Source organism: Amycolatopsis pigmentata (assembly GCF_042684065.1).
Lineage (GTDB): Bacteria > Actinomycetota > Actinomycetes > Mycobacteriales > Pseudonocardiaceae > Amycolatopsis_E > Amycolatopsis_E pigmentata.
Genome location: NZ_JBHUKR010000020.1, coordinates 422,647 through 443,632, shown reverse-complemented (window position 1 = coordinate 443,632; position 20,986 = coordinate 422,647). Strand labels below are relative to the sequence as shown.

Sequence of the window (20,986 nt, the reverse complement as noted above, 5' to 3'; positions counted from 1 at the left end):
ACTGTGTGGCGGGCCTTTTTCTTATTGTCGGCAAAGATTCACTTGCCGGTCCGCGGTGGTTCATCTCCGCGTTCGCCTTTTCCGGCTGGTGAACTGTCCGCTCGATCCCCGGCGTGTACAAAGCATGGAGGCTTTTGCGGCGACGCGGGCAAGTAGCTGACCGGCGGTGGCATCGGGGCGCGAGTGCGGGCGTAGGTAACTCATGGCCCTGATGGTCAGTGACGAGGCACGCCTGTGGTTCCTGATCGTCACCGGTGACGAGTTCCCGGACGCCAACGAGGATTCGCTGCGCGCACTGTGTGCCGCTTGGCGTGGCGCGGCGAGCGGACTACGGGGAATGGCCTTGGACCTGCGTCGTGCGGTGGCGGCGATCCGGGACGGTTTCCAAGGGCAGGCCGCGGCGGCCTTCGCGGCGGTGATGAGTCCTTTCGTGGACGGGCAGGGTAACTACCTCGATTCGGGGGCGGCCTTCTTCGACGAGCTCGGCGAGATGCTGTGCGAGCTGGCGCTGGATGTCGAGTACATGAAGTACGTGATCATCCTCGAACTGTCGACGCTGGCCGCGGAATTCGCCTGGGCGACGGCGATGTCGGCCTTCTTCGGGCCGGTACCGATGGTGTGGTTCAGCTCCCGCCTGCAGATGGTGCGGCGCCTCTTCCGGCGGCTGATGAAGTGGTTCAGGTCGAAACTGGCGTTTCTGGACAAGATCGGCTGGGCCGGCCGGGCGCTCCTGGCCGGCATGGTCACCAGTATGGGCAACCAGATGGTGGTCGCGGTGGGCGCCCAGGCGATCCAGTTCGCTCAGCACAAGCGGGACCACTGGACGAAGGAATACCTCTCCGATGCCGCTGTCGTGGGTGCGGTGGGGGGATTCCTGGCCTTGCCCGTGAGCGCGTTGGGCCACCGGATCAGCAGGACGCTGACCACCATGCTGGACTCGGTGTTCGGCCGGGCACACAGCTTCCGGGACTGGCACAAGGCGTTCGCCGACGGCCTGGCCCATGTCCTTCACGAGTCCCTGCACGAGGGCTCGACGGCCACCATCTCGACGGCCATCCTGACCCATCAGTTCGCGGTGAACTGGGCGGACTTCACCGCGGGAGCGTCCTCCGGCGTGGGGCGGGTCGCCGGTCATCTTTTCGGGCACATCATCCTCAAGCTGGCGAACCTGGCAGGCATCTCGCTGATCGCGCACGCGACGAACCGGGCGGTGAAGAAGCGGCTCGCCCGCGGTGGTGGGCACGGTGACGACATCGAGTACAAGCCGGTTCCCGTGCCTCGGTCGTACAACGACCTGTCCGAGGGGCCGCGCGATGACGCACCCGCCGATGACGCACCCGCCGATGGCCCACACGACGACGGCGGACGCCGGTACGAGGCCGTACCCCGGCCTCGGGAGTACGACCGGAGTCCGTTCATCGCCGGCACTTCCGTTCCGGCGACGGTCGCCGGTACCGGGCACGCTCCGGCGCGAGGGACGGTGGGCGACTTCGGCTCCACGCCAGCCGGCGGCCTGGCAGGACGGAACGAGCCGCTGGCCCGGTCTGAGCGATCCACAGTGGACAATCGGGTGACGCAAGCCCCGCCGCAGCAACCTTTGGCGCAGCAACCTCTGGTTCAGCAAGGACCGCCGCAGCAGGGCCCGCCGCAGCAACCCTTGGCGCAGCGACCCCTGGCTCAGCAAGGACCGGCTCAGCAGGGTCTGGCGCAGCAAGGACCCCCGCAGACGGAGATCGGGAAGACCCAACTGGAACCGAAGGCGACCGCTCCGGAGTTGACCTCGGGTCCGTCGTGGTCGCAGCAGCAGGCGATGCCGGTGACCGCGTCAGCCGGGCAATCGCTCGTGACTCCGGCGCAGCAGGCTTTCACCGGACACCAGCCGGGCGGTACACCGAAGTCATGGGAGGAGGTCGGCAAGTTCGCCGAGCACATCGAGAAGGAGACGGGAGGACAGCTCTCGCGGAGCACTGCCCGGATGGAGGATGCGATGCAGATCGTCCGACAGACCTTCCGGGTGGGGCGGCTCAATGCGAAGCAGCTCGACGCTCTCGCTTTGGTGGTCGCCTACCGGCGCCTGGGCATGGACAGGAAGTCCGTGTCCCGGTACTCGGCCGATACCGCGACCGGCCTCGGTGTGCCCAGTTCGCGGTGGTTGAGCCGTCTTCGATTCCCCGGAGGTTCCTCCGAAGCGGCCGGACTGTCCCATGAGGACCCCGTTCCGGAAGAGAGCGCTTACGCCGAAGAGATCCAGGCGACGTCGGAGGCTGCCGAGGACGCCGCGGCGGCGCGTGACGCCGCGGCAGTGGCCGTCGGGCGTGCGCGGTTCGCTCGCGCGAAGGCCGAGCGTGATCTGACGGAGGCCGTCGAGTCCCTGCGGGTGGCCACGGGCGGCGTGATCGGCACGGAGGCGGCGCGGGAGACCGGTGTGCTGCGCGTAGCGGAAGCCCGGACCGCGTTGGGAGCGGCCCAGCAAGCGCTGGAGGCCGCACGGGCGCCGCGCGATCAGACCTTCGCCGCCGCCGGGGAACCCGCCGGTTTCGAGGAAGCCGCCGCCTTCCGCTTCGACATCGTCGCCGACTTCGAACGAGCTTCTGCATTCCAGGTCGAGGAAATCACCGCGTTCACGGAAGCCGCCGCCGTCGAGTTCGAGGGGGCCGCCGATTTCCGGGACGTCACGGGCTTCCGGTTCGAGGACATCGCCGGCTTCGAGGACGTCGGCGCTTCCGAGGAAATCGGTGCTTTCGAGGACGTCATCGGTTCGGGGAATGGTCCCGCGGAACGTGCCATTTCGGAAAGCGGCCTCGAAGCCACCTCTGGGGCCGGCGACCGGGATGTCGTTGATTTCCGGTATGTCGCCGATTCCGGAACCCCCGGTGGTGTCGAGACCATCGCTGGTTCCGGCCACGCCGGGTTTAGCGAAGGCGCCGAAGGGTGGGAGTTCGGTGAGGAGGCGAGCCGGCCGTCCACACCGGCTCCGCGGATCGACGTGACCAGGGAAGTCGCGGTGGTCGAGGAAGCGCAGCGGCGGCTGGATGTGGCCGAGCGTTACCTTCGTGGCACGGAGGTCTCGGCGCAGGCGGCCCGGGAAGCCGAACGCGCGGCCACTGAGGCCGTCGAGGGGGTCCGGCGTGCCGTGACCCGCGCCACCGACGCGCACACGGCGGCCGCGAAGCGCCTGAAGACGGCCAACGCGGCCGCCAAAGCGGCGCGGATCGCGGTCGACTCGACGGTGAAGCTGGTGCGTGACGCGGTCACCGAATACCAAGACGCGATCCGTGCCTTCGAAGCCGACCGGTCCGCGGTCGAACGGCTCGCCAGGGAGGTCGAGGAGCTCGAACGGCGGATCACCGGCCTGGATCAGCTCGCCGAACCCGAATTCCTCGGGGAGAAGCTGACGGCCGGCACCGTGATCGCTTCCTCGCGCCCGGCGGCCGCGTTCGCCGGAAAGACCGTCGCCGCCGAGGTTTCCGCTGTCCTGGGGATCGAGCCCGCCGCCACCGATCACGGCACGAACGTCATCGAGGGCAAGGAAGTCCCCGAGGACAAGGAAGTCCCCGAGAGCGAGGAGCCGAGCCTTACCGAACCGGAGCAGCCGGCCCGGCACCGGGCGGATCCGGCCGGCGAACGTGCCGATCTCATCGAAATCAGGGACGAGAAGCTGGGCGAACTGGACCGAGCGAGGATCGCGGCGCGCGAGTCCGACGAGAGAACACGGCTGGCCCGGCGAGAGCTCGACCTGATCGGGGAGACCGTCCGGGGCTATGCCCGAGAGGCGGCTGCCGCCCTCGATACCACGATGTCCGCCCGGTCGGATGCCGAGACCAGCCGTGACACCGCGGAAACCGCGGCCGCGGACGCCGCCAAGGCCAAGGGCGAAGCCAAGAGCGCGGCCAAGCAGGGACAGACCGAAGCCATGTTCACCCTGCTGTCCAGTGTGCCGCCGGGCTCGCTGCTCGGCATCGAACACCTCGGGTCGCTGGACGAAGTCGTCGCCGCCGTCGCCGAGGCGACCGGCCTGCCTCCCAGCCACGTCTTCGACGAGATCTCGGCGCGGGGCGGCGAAGGCCTGGTCGACGCGATGAACGAACGGCAGCTCACCATCCAGGGACCGGACGGGCCCGTGTCGATCGAGTTGACGGCGGTCGAACTGGACCGCCCCGCGGACAGCCGGACGAAGCCTTCGACTTCGCTTCCTCCCGCGGCGTTCCTGCGGAAAAGCAGCGAGCACACGGAGCCACACAGCGACGGTTCGTCCCGGAACCTGCCCGTGCGGATTCCGCTGATGGTCTTCGAGCCGGTCACCGCGGCGCTCAGCGCGGCCATCCCGATCGGCGTGGTGCGCCCCTCCGCGTTCATCGGCGCGACCGGGCGCGGGACGCGGAAGTTCGACTCGTCGGGCTCGATCACCCGCGAGCACACCTCCACCGACCGTCCGGCCCTCGACACCAGGATGGCGCTCACCTTCCGGCGCAAGGGCGGAAAACCCGTGGTCGCGACCGTCGACGTGGGACTGCGAATCGCCGAAGTCGTGCGCGGCACCGCCGAATCCCGGACGCTGACCGAGGAGGCGGTCGCCGCGTTGCGACAGCATGGTGTCGATGTGCCGGACGACCTGAGAGGCAAGGCGCGGATCAGCTACGTCGGCACTTCTCCCGGCTGGGAAATCAAGACGACCACGAAACAGTCCCGGAACGCCTCGAGCAGCGGCGGCAGTGACGGCACGCTGGGTGTCGGCGTGTTCGGCGGCATGCAACACGACTGGGGTGCCTGGTTCGTCGGCTTCTTCGGTGAGGTCGGCAACGGACTCACCGGCGGGCTCAACCGGGTCATCGACCGCGAACAGATCCACAACGCGGTCCACCACATGCTGATCTACCGGATCGACGCCGGGGAAACCGGCTACGCGGTGATGCCGGTGCACGTGGCCCGTGCCGCCGGACTGCCGCTTCCCGAAAACCTGCAGGGACGCGCGAAGGTGTCCGGGAGCGGCGCGCGCCGCTATGTGTTCGGCACCGACGACATCGCCGCGGTACCCAAGGCCAAGGAGATCGCCCGAGTGGCTTCACAAGGTCTCAGCGAGACCGGGCGGGCCGCGGTCGAGGCCGAGTTCGGCACTCCGGACGCGGCCCACGTCGCGGTCTCCGACGCGATGTACGGCGGTCACCAGATCACCTGGTCGGAGGGCGATCGCGAGCACACGCTGGACGTCCGCCTGGTGCCGGTACCGCCGGAGGACACCAAGCCGTCCGGGCTGATGAAGCTCAAGCTGGAAGACAAGACGACCGTCCAGTGGCGCCGGACCACCACCTCGGCCCGGTCGGCCAAGGCCGGCTTCGGCGGCGAGGTGCGTCCCGTCTTCGACGACAATCCGGACGCACGGAAGCCGTACCCGGAAGAGGGTGATCCCGAGCCTTATCAGGGCGCGGCGACGTCGTCGCGGAGCCTGCCCGCCGCGGCCATCACGGCCAACTGGGACAACACGCGCGCCGGCAAGCCGGGCCGTCTGGCCAAGGACGCCCGTGTCAGCACGTACGAGGGCGAGTTCCGCGACTGGGACGGCACCGTGACGGTCTACGCCGTGCACAGCACGACCAAGAAGCCGAACCGGTTCCAGCGCTGGGTTCTGGGTGGCATGATGACGAGCTTCGGCGAGGGCTCGGCCGGTCGCCGGCTCACCGAGCCGCCGCGCGATGCGGTCGAAAAGGCGTTCGCCGCCGTCGAGGGCGAGCCGTCGATCAAGGTGTTGCCCAATGATTCGGACCAATCGGCCGCCGGGGTGGTCCGGGGGACGGTCGCCAGAGCCATCCGGGTGGCGGTGCCGGTGGACAAGGTGGACTGGGCGAGCAGTCCGCTGCCGGAGAGCACGATGAAGCCGGGTCTCTATCTGGGGGCGCCGCCGCGGCCCCCGGGTGACGCGGTGCCGATCAATCCGGCGGCGCTCGGCGAGTACGCCGCCGTCGAGGACGTTCATGTGTCTCGTAACCACATCGAAGCGGTGGAAATAGCATTGGCCAAGCGGGTTTTCCCGATTTCCGGACCAGGGAAGGCATCGCGGGAGTCACCGTTTCTGGGGGGTACCTGGCCGGCGCCGGGCGCCCGGCGCTTCACCGAAACCCGCACCGAGGAAGGCCGGGAGACCAGTACCACCTACTGGTACAAGATGTCGTCGTTGGTGCGGTTGAACAATGCCGCGCGGCATGCGATTTCTCAGGTGCTGGGGCGGGTGAGCGCGCGGGGCATCACCGCGCTCGGTCTCAACGGCCAGTCGTCGGGGACCGGTGACATGGTCCAGAGCGGGCGAATCAGCGACCTCACCGGGCGGCTCGACGTGGCACAGGCCCACTTCGCGCCACGCCTGGTCGCGGTCCGCGCGATGGGCCGGTTGCAACGCAACCAGAACGGGGAAGCGGTGGTGAGCTCGGCCCTCAACCGGAGCAAGGGGATCGGGGGCCGGTTCAACGTCTCGGTGGTGCCGAAGCGCCTCGGGAAACTGGGTGGAAACATCCGTGCGGGCGCGAACGGGAGCTACGACCGGGCGCGCAACCACGTCGACGAAGCGTTGCCGGGAAACAAGCAGAGCAACGAATACAAGGGCCCGACCGCGTTTCTCGTCTTCGACACCCGGTCGACCTTCACGGCCGATATGAAGATCCGCAATCTCTTCCACACCAGCACGTTCGACGAACTGCCGGTCACCGTGGACGAACCGAACGGGACGGTGGTCCAGCTTCCCGCGCGGCATGCCGCCGAGTTGTACAAGTCGCTGGGCCTGCCGGTTCCGCCCGAACTCGCCGCGGCCGTGCCCGCGGAGAAACCGCCGGAGAAGAAGGGGGTGCCTGCTCAGACGTTGATGCCCGCGGACGGCGGGTACGCCTCGCACAACGGGACCAACGTGATCAACTCGGTGCTGCACGGCGACGATCCGCTCGCCGGTGTCCGGGCACGTCTCGACGAACTGGGTGTGAAGGGCGAATGGCGGCAACGGGTCCTGGATCAGGTCGGCGAACTGCTGGCCACCCCGCACGGCTATGTCGACCTGCGGAACGTTCTCTTCGGCGGAGGCCGCACGCCGATCCAGGTGGCGGCGTCGGATGTCCTGTTCGACGACGTCGTCGATGTCGACGTGACCGCGGCCCCCTCGGATCGTCCCCCGGCCACGCCCGCCGTCGCACCGCTGGAGTCCGACGCGCTGATCAACGTCGGGTACTTGACCACCACCCAGCTGGACCAGACCACTACGACCAAACAACGCGAGTTCCTGTTCGAGACCGGGTTGACCGACCGCACCAAGGCGCCGGTGTCGCCCGGCCATCTCGGACCCGACGGCACACCGGTTCCCGGGAAGCCGGGGACCGGCGCCCCGCAAGGCTCGTTCGCCCCGCGTCCCACCGTCGGCCGCACCAGCCGGAAACAGGTGATCGAACCGACGAGTCTCAACGTCAAGTCGACCTCGCAGCTCAAATCCGACAAGGTCGCCTCGGACCACCGTGAGGTGACCTATTCCCTGCGCGTCTCGCGGCGCCGCAAGCCCATGCCGGGTTTCGAGACGCTGGCGCTCGGCGTGCCGGACCTCATTGACTGGGACAGGGAAACGACCCAGCCGGTACACCTTCCCGGCGCGGTCGATTTCTCCACACCGGACCGCACCGTCGCACCGCCGCTGCCCGCGCCCGCGAACCGGCCGGCCATCGAAGTGGTCGCGACCCGGCCGCGCCGCGAACCCCTGTTCCGGCCTGATGACGGGTTTCATCCGGAGGCGATCGGCCGTTACACCATCGAGGCGGTGCGAAAGGCGGTGTACGCGCTGTTTTCGGCCAAGCCCTTGTCGCGCGGGATCGCCACTCCGCGAGCCGTGGACGCGGCGGTGGCGGCGAAGTCCGCTTATACCAGGGAAGGCGGCGCGGCGGAGTACGTGCTGAACCTGATGACGTCGGGAACCTCTCTGCACGGCGGTTTGCATGCCATGGCCACCGGCGAGGACTACCAGACCCGCAATGTCGTGGCGAGCAAGCATGTGCCGTTCGACAAGCTCTTCGACCTCAAGCTGACCCTCGACTACCGGAGCTTGGAGATCGTCGAGGAGCCACCCGAAGGGGTCTACCTGGAGATCATTCACGAAGTCGAGACCTCCCGGCCGTACGGTTCGAGCAAGGTCGAGGGCCACGTGCTCGGCGAGACGAACCCCACCATGGGCTCGGGTGACGCGCCCAACGTGGGGGACAACAACCCGGTCACCGTGCGCACCTTTCCCTACGCGGGCGGGCTGCCCAGCCACGACCGGCTCGTCTACGCGACCTTGGGGAGAACGTTCCAGGTACAGGGCACCAAATACACCGGTCGGTTCTTTCTGGTCAAGGCGGACGCGGACATCTATGTGGAGACGTCGCGGCACAAGTCCAACCGGGTGGCGGACCTGTTCTCCAGTCCGGATCGGGTGGCCGTGGTGCACTCGAAGGAGGACCTGTATGTGCGCATCCACGAGGATCTGGCGCGGCGCATGGGAATTGCGGAAATCGGTGACGTGTGGTCCTCCGACGGCGTGAAGAAGGCCGGATCCGAGCTGGCCGTGACCTTGCGCGGTGGCGGGCTGTCGGGAGCGGATCTCGCCGAACTGATGTCCAGCGACGGAGAATCCGATTTCAGTGTGGATGTTTCCGAAGAGGGTGGTGATGTCGTCGCGTCGTTGCCGGACGGTTCTTTGCTCACCGAGCTTCACGGGCTGCCTGACGCGTTGGCCTTCGACGAGACCTGGGACGGAGCGCCGCCCGTGGCGAGTGCTCTCGCCGCCGCCGTACCCGGTTCGGGCCGGCATCTGATGAATCGTGCGCCGGTGTTCACCGGCAGAGGCGGTGAGGGACTGGTGAAGGTCGCCGGTCGCCTGACCGAACCTGGTGCGAGGGCGGTCGTGTGGGTCCTTTCGGGCAAGGCGTCCGACGACGGGTTTCGCTCGGGCCGCGCGGTCAACCTGGTGCGGAGCGGGAACGATCTGTACCTTGTGGACGTCCCGACCCGAACCGTCGAGCGAATGACGCTGGACGACCTGCGCGAAGTGGGGGCCGATTCGGGCCCGGTCTACGCGCTCGTGTCCGACGGCGAGGGGGGTCCGCTTCCGATCGCGCCATCGCGAGCGCCGGTCGCGCCCGGCAAGGACGCCGATTCCTTCGATCTCCTCGTTTACGAGGACGAGAAGCGCAAACACGGAATGCGCGTGGCCGCCGACAACGGTGAGGACATCCCATTGCCCGGCATCGGTGGCCGCCTGACGCCGTGGCTGGGCGGCCTCCGGCTGGTGGCCTCGGTCGTGGCGTCCCCGGCGTTCGTCGCCGAGTTGTCCGCGACGCTCGTCCGGGACGTGATCGCCCTGGTGATCGGCCCGAACGCCGACGATCCTCCGCGCTGGCTGCTGTTCCCGCCGTCCGGTCACCCGCTGCCGGTCAAACGTGAGGACCTGCCACCGGATGTCCAGGCCCTGCTGTGACGCCGGAACCCGGCCTCGCCCGCCTCCTCCCCGGGCGAGACCGGATTCCTCCTCTGTGGACTCACGAGTTCGGGGCGGGCTTGATGTTCTGGTTGATGTGGAACACGTTGTCCGGGTCGTACCGCCGCTTGATCCCGGCCAGCCGGTCGTAGTTGCCGAGATAGGACGCCCGGACGCGATCCTGGCCCTCGTCCATCATGAAGTTGAGGTAGGCCACGCCCGCCGACGTCGGGTGCAGGTCGTTCCAGTAGTCCCGTGCCCATCGCGTGATCACCTCCGCGTTGGCCGGATCGGGGTCGACGCCGACGATCACCCCGGCCCAGCCGCCGTCGCGGTAGGGGAAGGCGGTCGCGTCGGCGGGCACGCGGCGCGTGGCCCCGTCGATGGGGTAGAGATGCATCGTGGAATGCCCGGTGGGCAACCGCTCGCCGTACTCGCGGTGCACCGCGATCGCCGGGTCCGAGATTTCGCGGAAGAAGTCCGCCTTCCAGTACCACTGGAGCCCGGCCGGGTACAGAGCGTCGAAGGTCTGTTGCAGGACGGTGAACGGCATCGCCTGCAGGCCGTCCAGCAACGGCGATCCGTACGACCGGACCGGCTCGAGTACCTCGTCCGCGTTCGCGTGCGAGCCCGTGTAACACCAGATGATCGCGCAGGCCTTGCGGCCCCAGAGCGCTTCGGGGAACGGCGGCGCGGGCGGAATCGTGATCAGGCCGAGCCATCCGCTCAGTTCTTCGGGCAGCGACGGCAGGAGTTCCCGGTACCAGCGCATGACCTGGCCGACGTCGGCGAGGTCGTACATGATTGGACCGCCGATGATCACACCGTTCTCCCCGATGTCATGGCAGCGGAAGGTGAACGAGGTGACCACGCCGAAGTTCCCGCCGCCACCCCTCAGTGCCCAGAACAAATCGCTGTGTGAGGTGTCGCTCGCGGTGACGAAGGAACCGTCGGCGAGCACCACGTCGGCGGAGAGGAGGTTGTCGACGGTGAGCCCGAATCGCCGTGAGAGGTACCCGATCCCGCCGCCGAGCGTCAGCCCGCCGACACCGGTGGAAGCGAGGAATCCGGACGGGGTGGCCATGCCGAAGGCGACGGTCGCGTGGTCGACGTCGCCCCAGGTGCACCCGCCGTCCACGCGCACGGTGTGGTTCACCGGATCGACGTTCACGCTCCGCAGCGGGGAAAGGTCGATGACCAGGGCATCGTCCCAGACACCGAGCCCCCCGGCGTTGTGCCCGCCGCCGCGCACGGCGATCTCGAGCCCGTGTTCGCGGGCGAACCGCACGCAGGCGACCACGTCGGCGGCGTCCCGGCAGCGGACGACGACCGCCGGGTACCGGTCGATCATGGCGTTGTAGACCGCGCGTGCTTCGTCGTATCCGGTGTCGCCGGGCAGAATCATCTCGCCGCGCAGGAGGGCGGCCAGGTCCTCGTACGGCCTGCTGGTGAGGGTCGGTGTGGCAGTCATACCGGTTTCCTTCGGGTTCGTGCACTCGCTTTCGAGCGCGTCTGACACCGAAGCTAGGAGCGGGGCGTTCGGAGAGCGTTCGCGGCGCGTTCCCGCCGCGGGAAAGTTCTCGCGATGTGTGCAGTCAGGCATGTCAGGTGATCTCGGCAGGAGCGAGGCAGGCGGTGGTATCCCGGTGAACGGTGGCGGGGCTGAATGGAGCTGTTCCGGCACCAGTCTCCGCGGCAGTTGCTCCATCGCTAGGCGTTGTTTTGCCTGCCACTCAAGCAACATCCCCGTGCCGCACACTCCTATGTCACTCTTTCGTGTGCCGTCGGGACCGTTGGGGCAGCCCCCGCCGCGTCCGGGTGGTGTCGTGACGTCGTCGGCTGTCGATCGGGGTGGGGGTGAGGAGGTGGTGTCCTGTCTGGAGTCCTTTCTGGGTGATGTGGTGGGGAAGTGGGCGGTGGCGGGGATGTCGCGTGGTGGAAGCCTTTCCCGACGACGACACGGAACTCCCATCATTTTGAACCCAACGACCACAACACAGCCTCAACGACCGCGAACTGCCCGAACGGCCCGAACGGCTCAGCGGCGACGAACGCCGTCCGGAACGGCCAGGTCGCGCTCGCAGCGGCGCAGGAGTGCGATGCTGCCGTGGGCCTCGGCCAGGCGGGCGGCGGAACGCAGCCGTCCGGTGGCCGCCTCCCGGCCGTCGTAGGCGGCTCGGAGACGCATCACTTCGGGCAGCCACCACAGATCTTCGTGCGCGTGGGCGGCGGCGAGCGCGGCGTCGAGGGTGGCTCGCGCCGCCTGGGGGTGGTCGTTTCGTGCCTCCAGATCGGCGAGAAGTGACAGCCAGTACGGCATTCTCGCGAACGCGCCGTCCGCCTTGAGGTTGTCGATGCCGCGCCGGGCGAGTTCGATGCCGTGCTCGTCACCACGGCACCAGCCGTCGAGAATCAACCCCCATTCGCGGTAGTAGGCGAATCCGTAGCGCTCGCACAGCGTGCGGAGTTCCGAGACCGCTTCTGTCATCGCGGAGAGGTCCTCGCTCATGTGATACGTGATGCCCGCGTAGCCCAGCGCCAGCGCCAGGTTGTAGGGGTGGCCGGTGCTCCGCGCCAGATCCATCGCGTGGCGGCAACTCGCCTCGGCTTCGTCGTCCTGGCCCAGAAGCCAGTGCGCGTGTGCCGCCCAGGCGGTGCCGTGCACGTCCGGCCGGGTGCCGATGGTCAGCGAATGCGCTTGTCCCGTGCGCGTGACGGCGCGCGCGAAATGGCGCAGCGCCTCCGCCTGCCTCCCCAGGCTGAGCGCCGAACCGGCGAAGGCGAAGTGGGCCGACGCACTCAGTTCGGACCCGTCCTTCGCGAGTGCCAGCGCCCGCGAGGCGACCTCGTAGGCGTCGGTGCTGTTTCCCTGGACGAACCGGGTCGCCCACAGTCCGACCAGCGCGGTCAGCAGGGATTCGGTGCGGTGAAGCCGCTCGGCGAGGTCGACCGAACGTTCGAGTACCCGTTGCAACTCGGGCGAAGAAAATCCCTGTCCCGCGTTGAGCGGGGCCGCCTGGGCTTCGAGGATTTCCAGCTCTTCCCCGTCATCTGCTCGTGCGCGCACGATCGACAACGCTTCGTCGTGCAGGCGGATGGCCTCGCCGTGGGCGAACCTGTTCGACGCGATCTCGGCGGCGCGCCGGTAGTAGGTCACCGCCCGGTCCGGACGACCGCCGCGGGCGTACTGCTCGGCGAGCCGGGCGGAAACCCGGTCCGTGTCACCGGCCTGCGCGCGTTCGAGGCCCTCGGCGAGACGTCGGTGCATCAGCCATCGCCGCGGTGGGCTGACCTGGGCGTAGGCCGTCTCACGAAGCAGATCGTGGGAAAAGTCGTAGCCGTCGGGCAGTTCGTGGATGATCCGGCGCTGCCACAACTCGTCCACCGCCCGGACGACGGTGCCGGCGTCGAGGTCGCTCGCTTCGGTCAGCAGGTCCAGCGTGAAGTTCTGGCCCACCGCGGCCGCGAGGCCGGCGACTTCGCGCGCGTGGCCGGAGACCTGCTCCAGACGGCCGCGGAGCACGGCCGTCAGGCCACCGGCAGGCAGGGGAGCGCCGCCGGAGTCGGCGCGCGTGCGCATCGCCTCGACGACGTACAGCGGAAAGCCACCCGTGGTGGCGTGCACCAGGTCCCGCTCCTCGGCGGGGAGGGGCCGCCCAGCGATCGCCTCGGCCAGGCGGGCGGTGTCGCCTGCTGCCAACGGGTCCAGGCGCAACTCGGTGAACACGCCCGCCGTGTGCATGCGCGCCGACCAGTCCAGGAGCGCCGGTTGCTCACCGAGGTTCTCTTCCCGTGCCGCACCGGCCACCATCAACGGCGCGTCGGGCATGAAACCGAGGCAGAAGGTCAGGAACGCCAACGTTTCCTGATCACACCACTGCATGTCGTCCAGGAGCAGCAGAAGCGGGCGGCGGGTACCGAGAAGCGCCCGCGCCAGCCCTTCGAAGAATCGGTGGCGCTGCCAGGAGTCCGCGAGGGTGCGCAGGCCGGGCCGCGCCTCCCGCCCTTCGCCGGTCCCGTCGCCCGGTGGCACCAGACGCCCGACCTCGGCGCGCCAGACCGGATCAAGCGCCGCCACGACGGCCTGCGTGGCGGGAGCGCGCAACCAGTCGGCCACCGGCGCCAGCGCGAGTCGTCCGGGAGTCCCGAAACACCGGCTGCCCGCCACGACGGCGCCTTGCCGCAGCGCCCGCCGGGCCGACTCGGTCAGAAGGAGACTCTTGCCGACGCCGGGACTACCCCGGACCAGCACCACGCTCGGGCTGCCCCCGGCCGCCGTCCGCCACAACTCGCCGAGCAAACCGAGTTCGCGCGCACGCCCGACCAACTCGGCCACGGCGAAGCCGGACCGCGCCGCCGGGCGCTCGCGTTTCACCGTGACGGGGCTGTCCTCCGGTCGCATCCGGCTCAGCACGCTCTGCAACGCGTCGCGGGTCGCCTGATCCGGCACGATGCCGAGTTCACGCTCCAAAGTGGACGCACAGTGGTGGTAGGTGCTCACCGCTGAAGCCCCATCGCCCTGCTCGGCCTGCAGGGCCATCAAGGTGCGGTAGCCGACCTCTTCCAGCGGCCTCAGCCGGATGCGGCGGCGTGCGGCCTCCATGGCACCGTGAAGGTCGTTCCCGGCCGAATGGGCCTGGCACACCAGGTCGCAAAGCTCGATGCACCGGCGTTCGAGGTCGGATCTGGCCTCGGAAAGCCAATCCTCGTACACGCCGGGTAACAACTCGCCGCGATATTCGGCGATCGCCGCCGTCGCGTGCGCGGCCAGCGACCCGACCTCGCCCGCCGAAGCCGAAGCCAGGGCGGCCGAGTGTTCGGCCTCGAAAATCCGCACGTCCACCCGGCTCGTTCCACCGTCACGCCAGCACAGATCCTTGGCGGTCACCACGAGTGCGGGATCGTCGGCGAGGGCATTGCGGAGGTGGTGCAGTTCGCGGCGCAGGTTCGTCAACGCCTGGGCGGGCGTGGAATCCGGCCAGAACAGTTCCGCGATCCGCTGCCGGCTCTGCGGCATTCCGGCGTGCGTGACCAAGAACGCGACCAGCGCGGCCATCCGTGGTGACCACGGCCGGACCGTGCCGGTCGTACTGTCCGTTATCGCCTGCTCCCCCAGAAGAGAGACATGCAACATCGGTGTTCTCGGCCTCCTCCGACGACAGGCTAGTCCCGGCCGACCCGACCTCGCGCGTGAAGCGGGAGCTGATTTTCGCTGACGCGCTTTCCGGCGCGGTTGATGAATATGCAACCTATGCGGCCGTCCGGGTAGACCTGGCGGAAACCGGGACCCGGTCGGGATACGATCGACGACACCGGGCAACCGGGAAAACCGTGGAGAAATCCGGAAAGGCAGGACCGCGATGAGGACTCTGCGTCGTTTGGTGATCACCTTGGTCGTGAGTGCCGGCCTGCTGCTCGTCATCGCTCCGGCCGCCTCGGCCGCGACCGCGGTCGAATACGGCTTACTTGTCTGAGGTCGTTCCCGATAGGCGACGGTGACGGGGCTGTGGCGTGACGCCCGTTCGCGGCGCGGTTCGCCCGCTTGTGGAGTGAATGTTCCCGGTCGCCGGGATGAACCGCGTCGCCGCGCCTTCACCGATCACGCCGCTGACGGTCAGTCTTGTGCCGCAGGGTTTTCACTGACGTGAAAGGGAAACCGCGGTGCGTGACTTTTCCGGATCTTCGATTCCTGCGTGGGAAACCTCCGTCGGCCGTGCGGGAAGAAGGATGGTTCGCACCGCCGGGGTAGGTGCTGTCGCGCTGGGCCTCGTTCTGGCGAACTGCCCGTTCTCCGTCGCCGGCCAGAAGGAGGCGCCCGTCCTGTGCGCCACGAAACCGGCCCCGCCGACAACCGGCGCGACCATATCGCCTCCGATCACCTCCGGCCCGGACGTCTGGAGCTTCGTCTCCGAACCGGGGCTGCATCCCATGCGGGTCGACGTGAAGACGTGGCGACCCGGTACGGCATCCGGGCGGATCTTCGTCGGCCCGTACAACTTCTCCCAGGTGGTGGGCCAGACGGGCGCGCTGATGAACCGGAACTCGGGGGATCCGGTCTTCTTCCGCCCGCTGCCGTTCTCCAACCTGCAAGACGCCGACATCCAGGCGCAGACCTACCGCGATCGCAGGAGCGGACGGCGGCAACCGGTGCTGACCTTCTGGCAGGGAACCATCACCATCCCGCCCGCGTACACGAATCTTCCGGCGGGCGCGCCTCAACCGGGTGGGTGCTACTACATCTACGACAACCACTACCGTCTGCTCAAAACCGTCTTCGCGCGCAACGGCTTCGACGCGGATTTCCACGAATTCCTGCTCACCTCCCGGGGGACGGCGCTGTTCATCGCGTCGAAGGCGGTGCCGATGGACCTGACCCCCTACGGCGGACCGGCGAACGGTGCCATCGAGGACCATCAGGTCCAGGAGGTCGATCTCGCCACGGGCAAGCTCGTCTTCTTCTGGGACATGCTGGACCACGTGAACCCGGCCGATTCCGAACTGCCCGCCTCCGACGCGGTGACTTCCGGTGGAGTCTGGGACGCCTTCCACATGAATTCGATCGACGAGGGATCCGACGGCGACCTGTTGATCTCGGCCCGGAACATGTGGGCACTCTACGATATTTCCCGCAAAACCGGGACGATCAACTGGCAGTTCGGCGGGAAGAAGAGTGACTTCACCTTCGGGCCCGGCGCGGACTTCTTCTGGCAGCACGACGCCCGCTTCCGGCCGGGCAACCGGATCAGCATGTTCGACGACGGCTGCTGCGCCACCTCGTCCAGCCCGCCCGAGCAGGAGTCGCACGGGCTCATCCTCGATGTCGACTATCGCCACCGCAGAGCCACAGTCGACCGCACCTACTTTCATGATCCGGCCTTGTTCGCGGCATCACAGGGAAACGTGCAGGCACTCCCGAACGGCGATCAGTTCATCGGGTGGGGCCAGGAATCGTACTATTCCGAATACGCGGCGCCGGGAAACACCCAGGGCAATGGCCGGCGCAATCTGCTTTACGACGTCATGATGCCGGGTTCCAACGTTTCCTATCGCGCTTTCCGGTACGAATGGACCGGCCTGCCGGACTACCCGCCGAGTGCGGCGGCACGGGCCGACGACGGGCGGAGTCTCGTCTACGCGTCCTGGAACGGCTCGACGGAAACCGCGGCTTGGCAGGTGCTCGCCGGGCCGACGCCCGATTCGCTGTCCGTAGTCGTCCGACACGCCAGGCGATCCGGGTTCGAGACGGTGATCCCGACACCGAGCCGAGGGCCATACTTCCAGGTACGGGCCCTCGACGCGAGGGGCAAGGTCATCGGCACCTCCAACGTGGTCGAACTCGGTGAGTAAGGCCCGGGAACCTTCCAGTCCGATATGGACGGACACGGCCGTCAGGCCGAACCGCCGGTCAGGATCCGGGCCAGCGCGGTGCCGTCGGGAGTGCCGAGGCCGGTGCACGGGTCCCATCCGGGGGCGGCGTGGTAGGCGCCGTTGTCGCCGCTGGTGATGTCGCGGAAACCCGGTTGGGGCGTACCTGCCCGCGCCCCCTGGTAAAGCCGGGTGTGCACCAGGCCCAGCCGGCGGCCCGTGGCCTGGGCCAGGCGGCAGAGCAGGGCGGCCCACAGCGGAGCGACCGCGCTGGTGCCACCGATCACCGACCGTTTGCCGTCGACCAGGATCCGGTAACCGGTCGCGGGGTCGGCGTTACCGGCCACGTCCGGCACGCCGCGGCCACCGCCGGGTCGTTCGGGCACACCCGCCGTGCTCTGGAAGGCCGGCAGCCCGAAGACGTCACTGACTCCGCCGCCGGTCGCGCCACCGCCCGGGGTGTTCCACACCGTCTCGGCTTCGATCGTCCCGGGCTGGGTGGCCCGGAGGTTCGTGCCGCCGCAGGCGAGGACATGCGGGCTGGAAGCCGGGAAGTCGGCGTGCTGGTTGCCGTCGTTCTGGGCGTCCGCGCTGCCGTTGTCGCCGCTGGCGGCACAGATGGTCACGCCGAGTGCCGCCGCGTCGGCGAAAACCTGGTCCATCGCGGTGCGGGCCTGCGCGGTCCACTCGTCCTCCGACTGTCCCCAGCTGATGCTGACCGCCGTCGGAGTGGGCGTCGCGTGCACCGCGGTCGAAACCGCGTCGAGGAAGCCCTGGTCGGTGTTCGGCGCGAAGTAGACGAGCTGGGCGGCTCGCGGGGCGAGCGCGCCGGCGACTTCGATGTCGAGCATCACCTCGCCGTCGGCCGAACCGGGGTCTCCGCTCGGACTGTTCTTGGCGCCGTCCACCCCGACGGCCGTGACCTGGGGAGCCGGGATCTTCAGGCCGGCGAAGTAGGTCGTGATGTCGGAAGACTGGAAGCCGCCCCCGAGTTCGATGATCGCGATGGTCTGGCCGGTGCCGTCCGTCCCGGCCGGAAAGGCGTAGAGGGCGCCGAGTTGGTCCGGGGTGAACGATCCCGTCGCGGCGGATGCCGGGTGCAGCCGGAACCGGGCGCGGGCCTGCGGACGCTCGTCCAGCCCCAGCACGGCGGTCACGATGCCGGCCAGCGCGGCGGGGACGCGCAGTTCGCCGGTGCGGGCACGATGCGTGATCGTGCGACCGAACGGATCCGCGTTGCGTACCATGGTGAGTTCGGTGCCGAAGACACCACTCATCCGTCGCGCGGGACCACTGATCGTCACCCGGCGCGATCCCGGATGGACATCCGTGATCGTCAGGCCCGCCGCGACAAGTACTTCACGCACCGTCCGCAGATCGTCGTCGCTCGCGCCGTAGCGTTCGGCGAGTTGCCGCGGGGTAACGGTTTCCGGTCCGGTCACCAGTGCTTCGTCCAGTTCGGAGCGCCGCCGCAGCACCAGCGTCGCCGAGACGGTACCACTCGGTTCGACCGGGCCGACGACCTCGGCGCCCGCCGGTTCCGCACGAGCGCTGCCGGGAATGACATGGTCCATCGATGCGCACCTTTCTTCTCGGGTGACGACACCAGACCAATAACGTCGTGAAGCGCGAGTGAGCCTCCGCGGAGAGTCCTATGTGGACGATTCGAGCCGGTCCGTCGAACCTGCGCCGGTGCCCGCCTGGCGCGAATCGCGTACTGTCTCCTCGCGTGGTGATGATCGGACTGGTCGGAGCGGGCGCGATGGGCAGCGCCATGGGCGCGAGCTGGCGCGCGGGCGGCGCGGATGTGGTGACCTGTGTGGAAGGCCGGAGCGCGCGTACCCGGGCGCTGGTGGAGCAGGCCGGGCTGCGTACGGTCCCGCGCGCCGAGGTGGTGGGCGCCGACCTGGTGGTGTCCATAGTCCCGCCCGACGACGCGATGGCGGCGGCGCGGAGCATCGCGGAGGCCGCGACGGCGGCAGGCGTCCGTCCGCTGGTCGCCGACCTCAACGCGATCGCTCCCACGACGGCGGTCCGGATCGGGGAAGCACTGCGGCAGGCGGGCCTCGACTTCGTGGACGGCTCGATTTCGGGTCCGCCGCCCGGTCCGCGACGACACCGGTCGACCCGCCTCTACCTCAGCGGTGAGCGTGCCCGGGAGGTCGGCACGATCGAGAACCCGTGGGCCGAGGTGTTCGTGTTGAGTGACGAGGTGGGCCAGGCGTCCGCGCTCAAGATGTGCACGGCGTCGGTCTACAAGGGCACCAACGCGTTGATCATGCACGCGCTGCTGACCGCGGCGGCGAACGGCGTGGTGGAGGAGTTCCTGGCGGACGTCTCCCGTACCTGGCCGGAGCAGGTTCCGGGCTGGCCCCTCGACATCGCGCTGGCCGCGAGCAAGTCCGCGCGCTACGTCGGCGAAATGCGGGAGATCGCGCGTGCTCAGGCCGCCGCGGGCCTGCCCGCGGAATTGTTCGAGGGGGTTGCCGCCGCGTACGAGCGAGCATCGGAAACCCGGCTGGGACGAACGGATCCGGAGGACGTGCCCCGAACCGTCTCCCTGGCGGAAGTGCTCGGCACATTCCGGGAAACGGAGGGGTGAGCCCTCAGGAGACGTGCTCGGGACTGCGGTGCCGGGCCGGGATCACGACCGCCATCAGAGCGGCGCCGAGCAGGTTGACCACCGCGACCCGCCGGTCGGCCAGGACGCCGAGGTCGACCAGCGGGTTCTCGGTGGACCGTTCGTGCCGGATCCACATCAGCGCGGCGACGGCGGCCACGACGAGCAGGCCGATGGTGGCCGGGGAGGTCCAGCCTGACGAGGTCGCCAGCGTGAGACCACCGAGCAGCGTGATGGCCGAGATCGAGGACACCACGGCACCCTTGGTGTCGAACCGGCCCTCCGCACGCGCGGCCGACTCGGGCCCGCGGCGCCAGACCAGCCACAGCGCGACGAACACCAGCACCGCGCCGAGGGCGAAGATCATCCGCCACGACGTGTACTGCGCCAGCACACCGCCCGCCGCGAACCCGATCACCGTGCCCGCCCCGAACGCGCCGGCGGTTTCTCCGCCTTTCAGGCCGCGGGAACCTCTACCCGGAGCGCGACGAGACTGCCCTCACGTGCCGCTTTCCGTGCCGTTTCGTCGAAATCGGGAGCGGCGCAGGCGAAAAGGGTCTTTCCGTCGGAGCCACCAAGAGCACAGGCGTAGACGCCGGTTCCGATCCGCCGTTCGTCGGTGATGGTGCCGCCCTCGGTGACGCGCACCAGCCGGCCGCCGTTGGCGTCGGCGATCCACAGTGCTCCCTCGGCGTCGAGGCAGCAGCCGTCCGCGGCGACCTTGACGCGAGAAAGGATCGTCGCGATATCGCGGTCGGTGGGCAGCGGACCGAACTCCGCCCACACGCGGCGGTTGGCCAGTCGCCCGTCCTCGGTGATGTCGAACGCGGTGACGCGGTCACCGAAGGTCTCATCCACCAGCAGCGTGCCGTCCGGGGTGATCGCGCTTCCGTTGGGAAACCACAGATCCGTGGCCACCTCGGTGACCGTGCCGTCGGGATCCACGCGATGCAGCGCGGCCGGTTCCAGCGGAGCGCCGCCCATCAGGCCGAAGCCGAAATTGCCGACCCAGGCGCGACCCTGGGCGTCGACCACCATGTCGTTGACGTGCCCGGCCGCGTGCCCGCTCAGGTCGGCGTGGGTGACCAGCGTGCCGTCGGCTTCGCGGCGCACGATCCGGCGGTCGCGCATCGAACAGACGAGCAGACGGCCGTCGGGGAGCCAGCCCAGGCCGGAGGGCTGCCCGGGAATCTCGGCCTCTTCGCGCAGGCCGGAACCGTCCTCGCGCGCCGAATACACGTGGTAGGTGTAGAAATCGGAGAACCAGATCCGCTCGTCGTGCCAGCGCGGCGCCTCCAGGAAACAGAAACCCGTCGCCAGGGTGGTGCTCGGATCAGCCATGTCCCTCTTTCCGGATCCCAATGCCGTGAGCTCGAAAACAGTGATCAATCCGCATGGTCGCCCGCGTGGCGGCCGGTGTCAAGCGGCCGGTCACACGCCCGAGAACGGGATTGGCCGGAGAAACCCGGGGCCGGAACAGCGTCCGAGCACGGGGTCATCCGCGTGGTAGCTTGTTTCGAGCG

Annotated in this window: 8 protein-coding genes; 3 read left to right on the top strand and 5 right to left on the bottom strand. The window is 68.8% G+C overall.

From position 1 onward, the window contains the following. Positions 1-202: 202 nt before the first annotated feature. Positions 203-9,478 (top strand): WXG100-like domain-containing protein, encoded by a 9,276-nt coding sequence (locus ACFSXZ_RS31245; protein WP_378269056.1) that lies wholly within the window; start codon positions 203-205, stop codon positions 9,476-9,478. A 61-nt stretch (positions 9,479-9,539) separates the two neighbouring features. Here the strand turns inward: ACFSXZ_RS31245 and ACFSXZ_RS31240 are convergent, their stop codons facing one another. Both ACFSXZ_RS31240 and ACFSXZ_RS31235 read right to left on the bottom strand, forming a co-directional pair. Continuing rightward, entirely contained in the window at positions 9,540-10,949 is a 1,410-nt protein-coding gene (locus ACFSXZ_RS31240; protein ID WP_378269055.1) for an FAD-binding oxidoreductase, read from the bottom strand. A gap of 567 nt (positions 10,950-11,516) precedes the next feature. Further along, the gene (locus ACFSXZ_RS31235) at positions 11,517-14,612 is read right to left on the bottom strand and encodes an ATP-binding protein (RefSeq protein WP_378269053.1); all 3,096 of its coding nucleotides are present in this window, start codon (positions 14,610-14,612) and stop codon (positions 11,517-11,519) included. 593 nt (positions 14,613-15,205) lie between these two features. Between ACFSXZ_RS31235 and ACFSXZ_RS31230 the strand changes: the two genes are divergently transcribed. Beyond that, positions 15,206-16,825 (top strand): arylsulfotransferase family protein, encoded by a 1,620-nt coding sequence (locus ACFSXZ_RS31230; protein WP_378269052.1) that lies wholly within the window; start codon positions 15,206-15,208, stop codon positions 16,823-16,825. 41 nt (positions 16,826-16,866) lie between these two features. On the opposite strand, the gene ACFSXZ_RS31225 is transcribed toward ACFSXZ_RS31230, so the two are convergent. After that, positions 16,867-18,417, bottom strand: coding sequence for a S53 family peptidase (locus tag ACFSXZ_RS31225; RefSeq protein WP_378269050.1), 1,551 nt, complete (start codon positions 18,415-18,417; stop codon positions 16,867-16,869). A gap of 161 nt (positions 18,418-18,578) precedes the next feature. On the opposite strand from ACFSXZ_RS31225, the gene ACFSXZ_RS31220 reads away from it, so the two are divergent. Continuing rightward, entirely contained in the window at positions 18,579-19,445 is an 867-nt protein-coding gene (locus tag ACFSXZ_RS31220; RefSeq protein ID WP_378269102.1) for an NAD(P)-binding domain-containing protein, read from the top strand. A 4-nt stretch (positions 19,446-19,449) separates the two neighbouring features. Here the strand turns inward: ACFSXZ_RS31220 and ACFSXZ_RS31215 are convergent, their stop codons facing one another. Together ACFSXZ_RS31215 and ACFSXZ_RS31210 are read right to left on the bottom strand one after the other, a co-directional pair. Continuing rightward, entirely contained in the window at positions 19,450-19,881 is a 432-nt protein-coding gene (locus ACFSXZ_RS31215; protein WP_378269048.1) for a hypothetical protein, read from the bottom strand. 38 nt (positions 19,882-19,919) lie between these two features. After that, a complete protein-coding gene (locus ACFSXZ_RS31210) occupies positions 19,920-20,804 on the bottom strand; it encodes an SMP-30/gluconolactonase/LRE family protein (protein ID WP_378269047.1) in 885 nt (294 codons plus the stop codon). Positions 20,805-20,986 lie beyond the last annotated feature (182 nt).

Coding starts and splice junctions, on each gene's coding strand:
- ACFSXZ_RS31245 (WP_378269056.1), top strand. CDS start 203: ATGGCCCTGATGGTCAGTGACGAGGCACGCCTGTGGTTCCTGATCGTC.
- ACFSXZ_RS31240 (WP_378269055.1), bottom strand. CDS start 10,949: ATGACTGCCACACCGACCCTCACCAGCAGGCCGTACGAGGACCTGGCC.
- ACFSXZ_RS31235 (WP_378269053.1), bottom strand. CDS start 14,612: ATGTTGCATGTCTCTCTTCTGGGGGAGCAGGCGATAACGGACAGTACG.
- ACFSXZ_RS31230 (WP_378269052.1), top strand. CDS start 15,206: ATGGTTCGCACCGCCGGGGTAGGTGCTGTCGCGCTGGGCCTCGTTCTG.
- ACFSXZ_RS31225 (WP_378269050.1), bottom strand. CDS start 18,417: ATGGACCATGTCATTCCCGGCAGCGCTCGTGCGGAACCGGCGGGCGCC.
- ACFSXZ_RS31220 (WP_378269102.1), top strand. CDS start 18,579: ATGATCGGACTGGTCGGAGCGGGCGCGATGGGCAGCGCCATGGGCGCG.
- ACFSXZ_RS31210 (WP_378269047.1), bottom strand. CDS start 20,804: ATGGCTGATCCGAGCACCACCCTGGCGACGGGTTTCTGTTTCCTGGAG.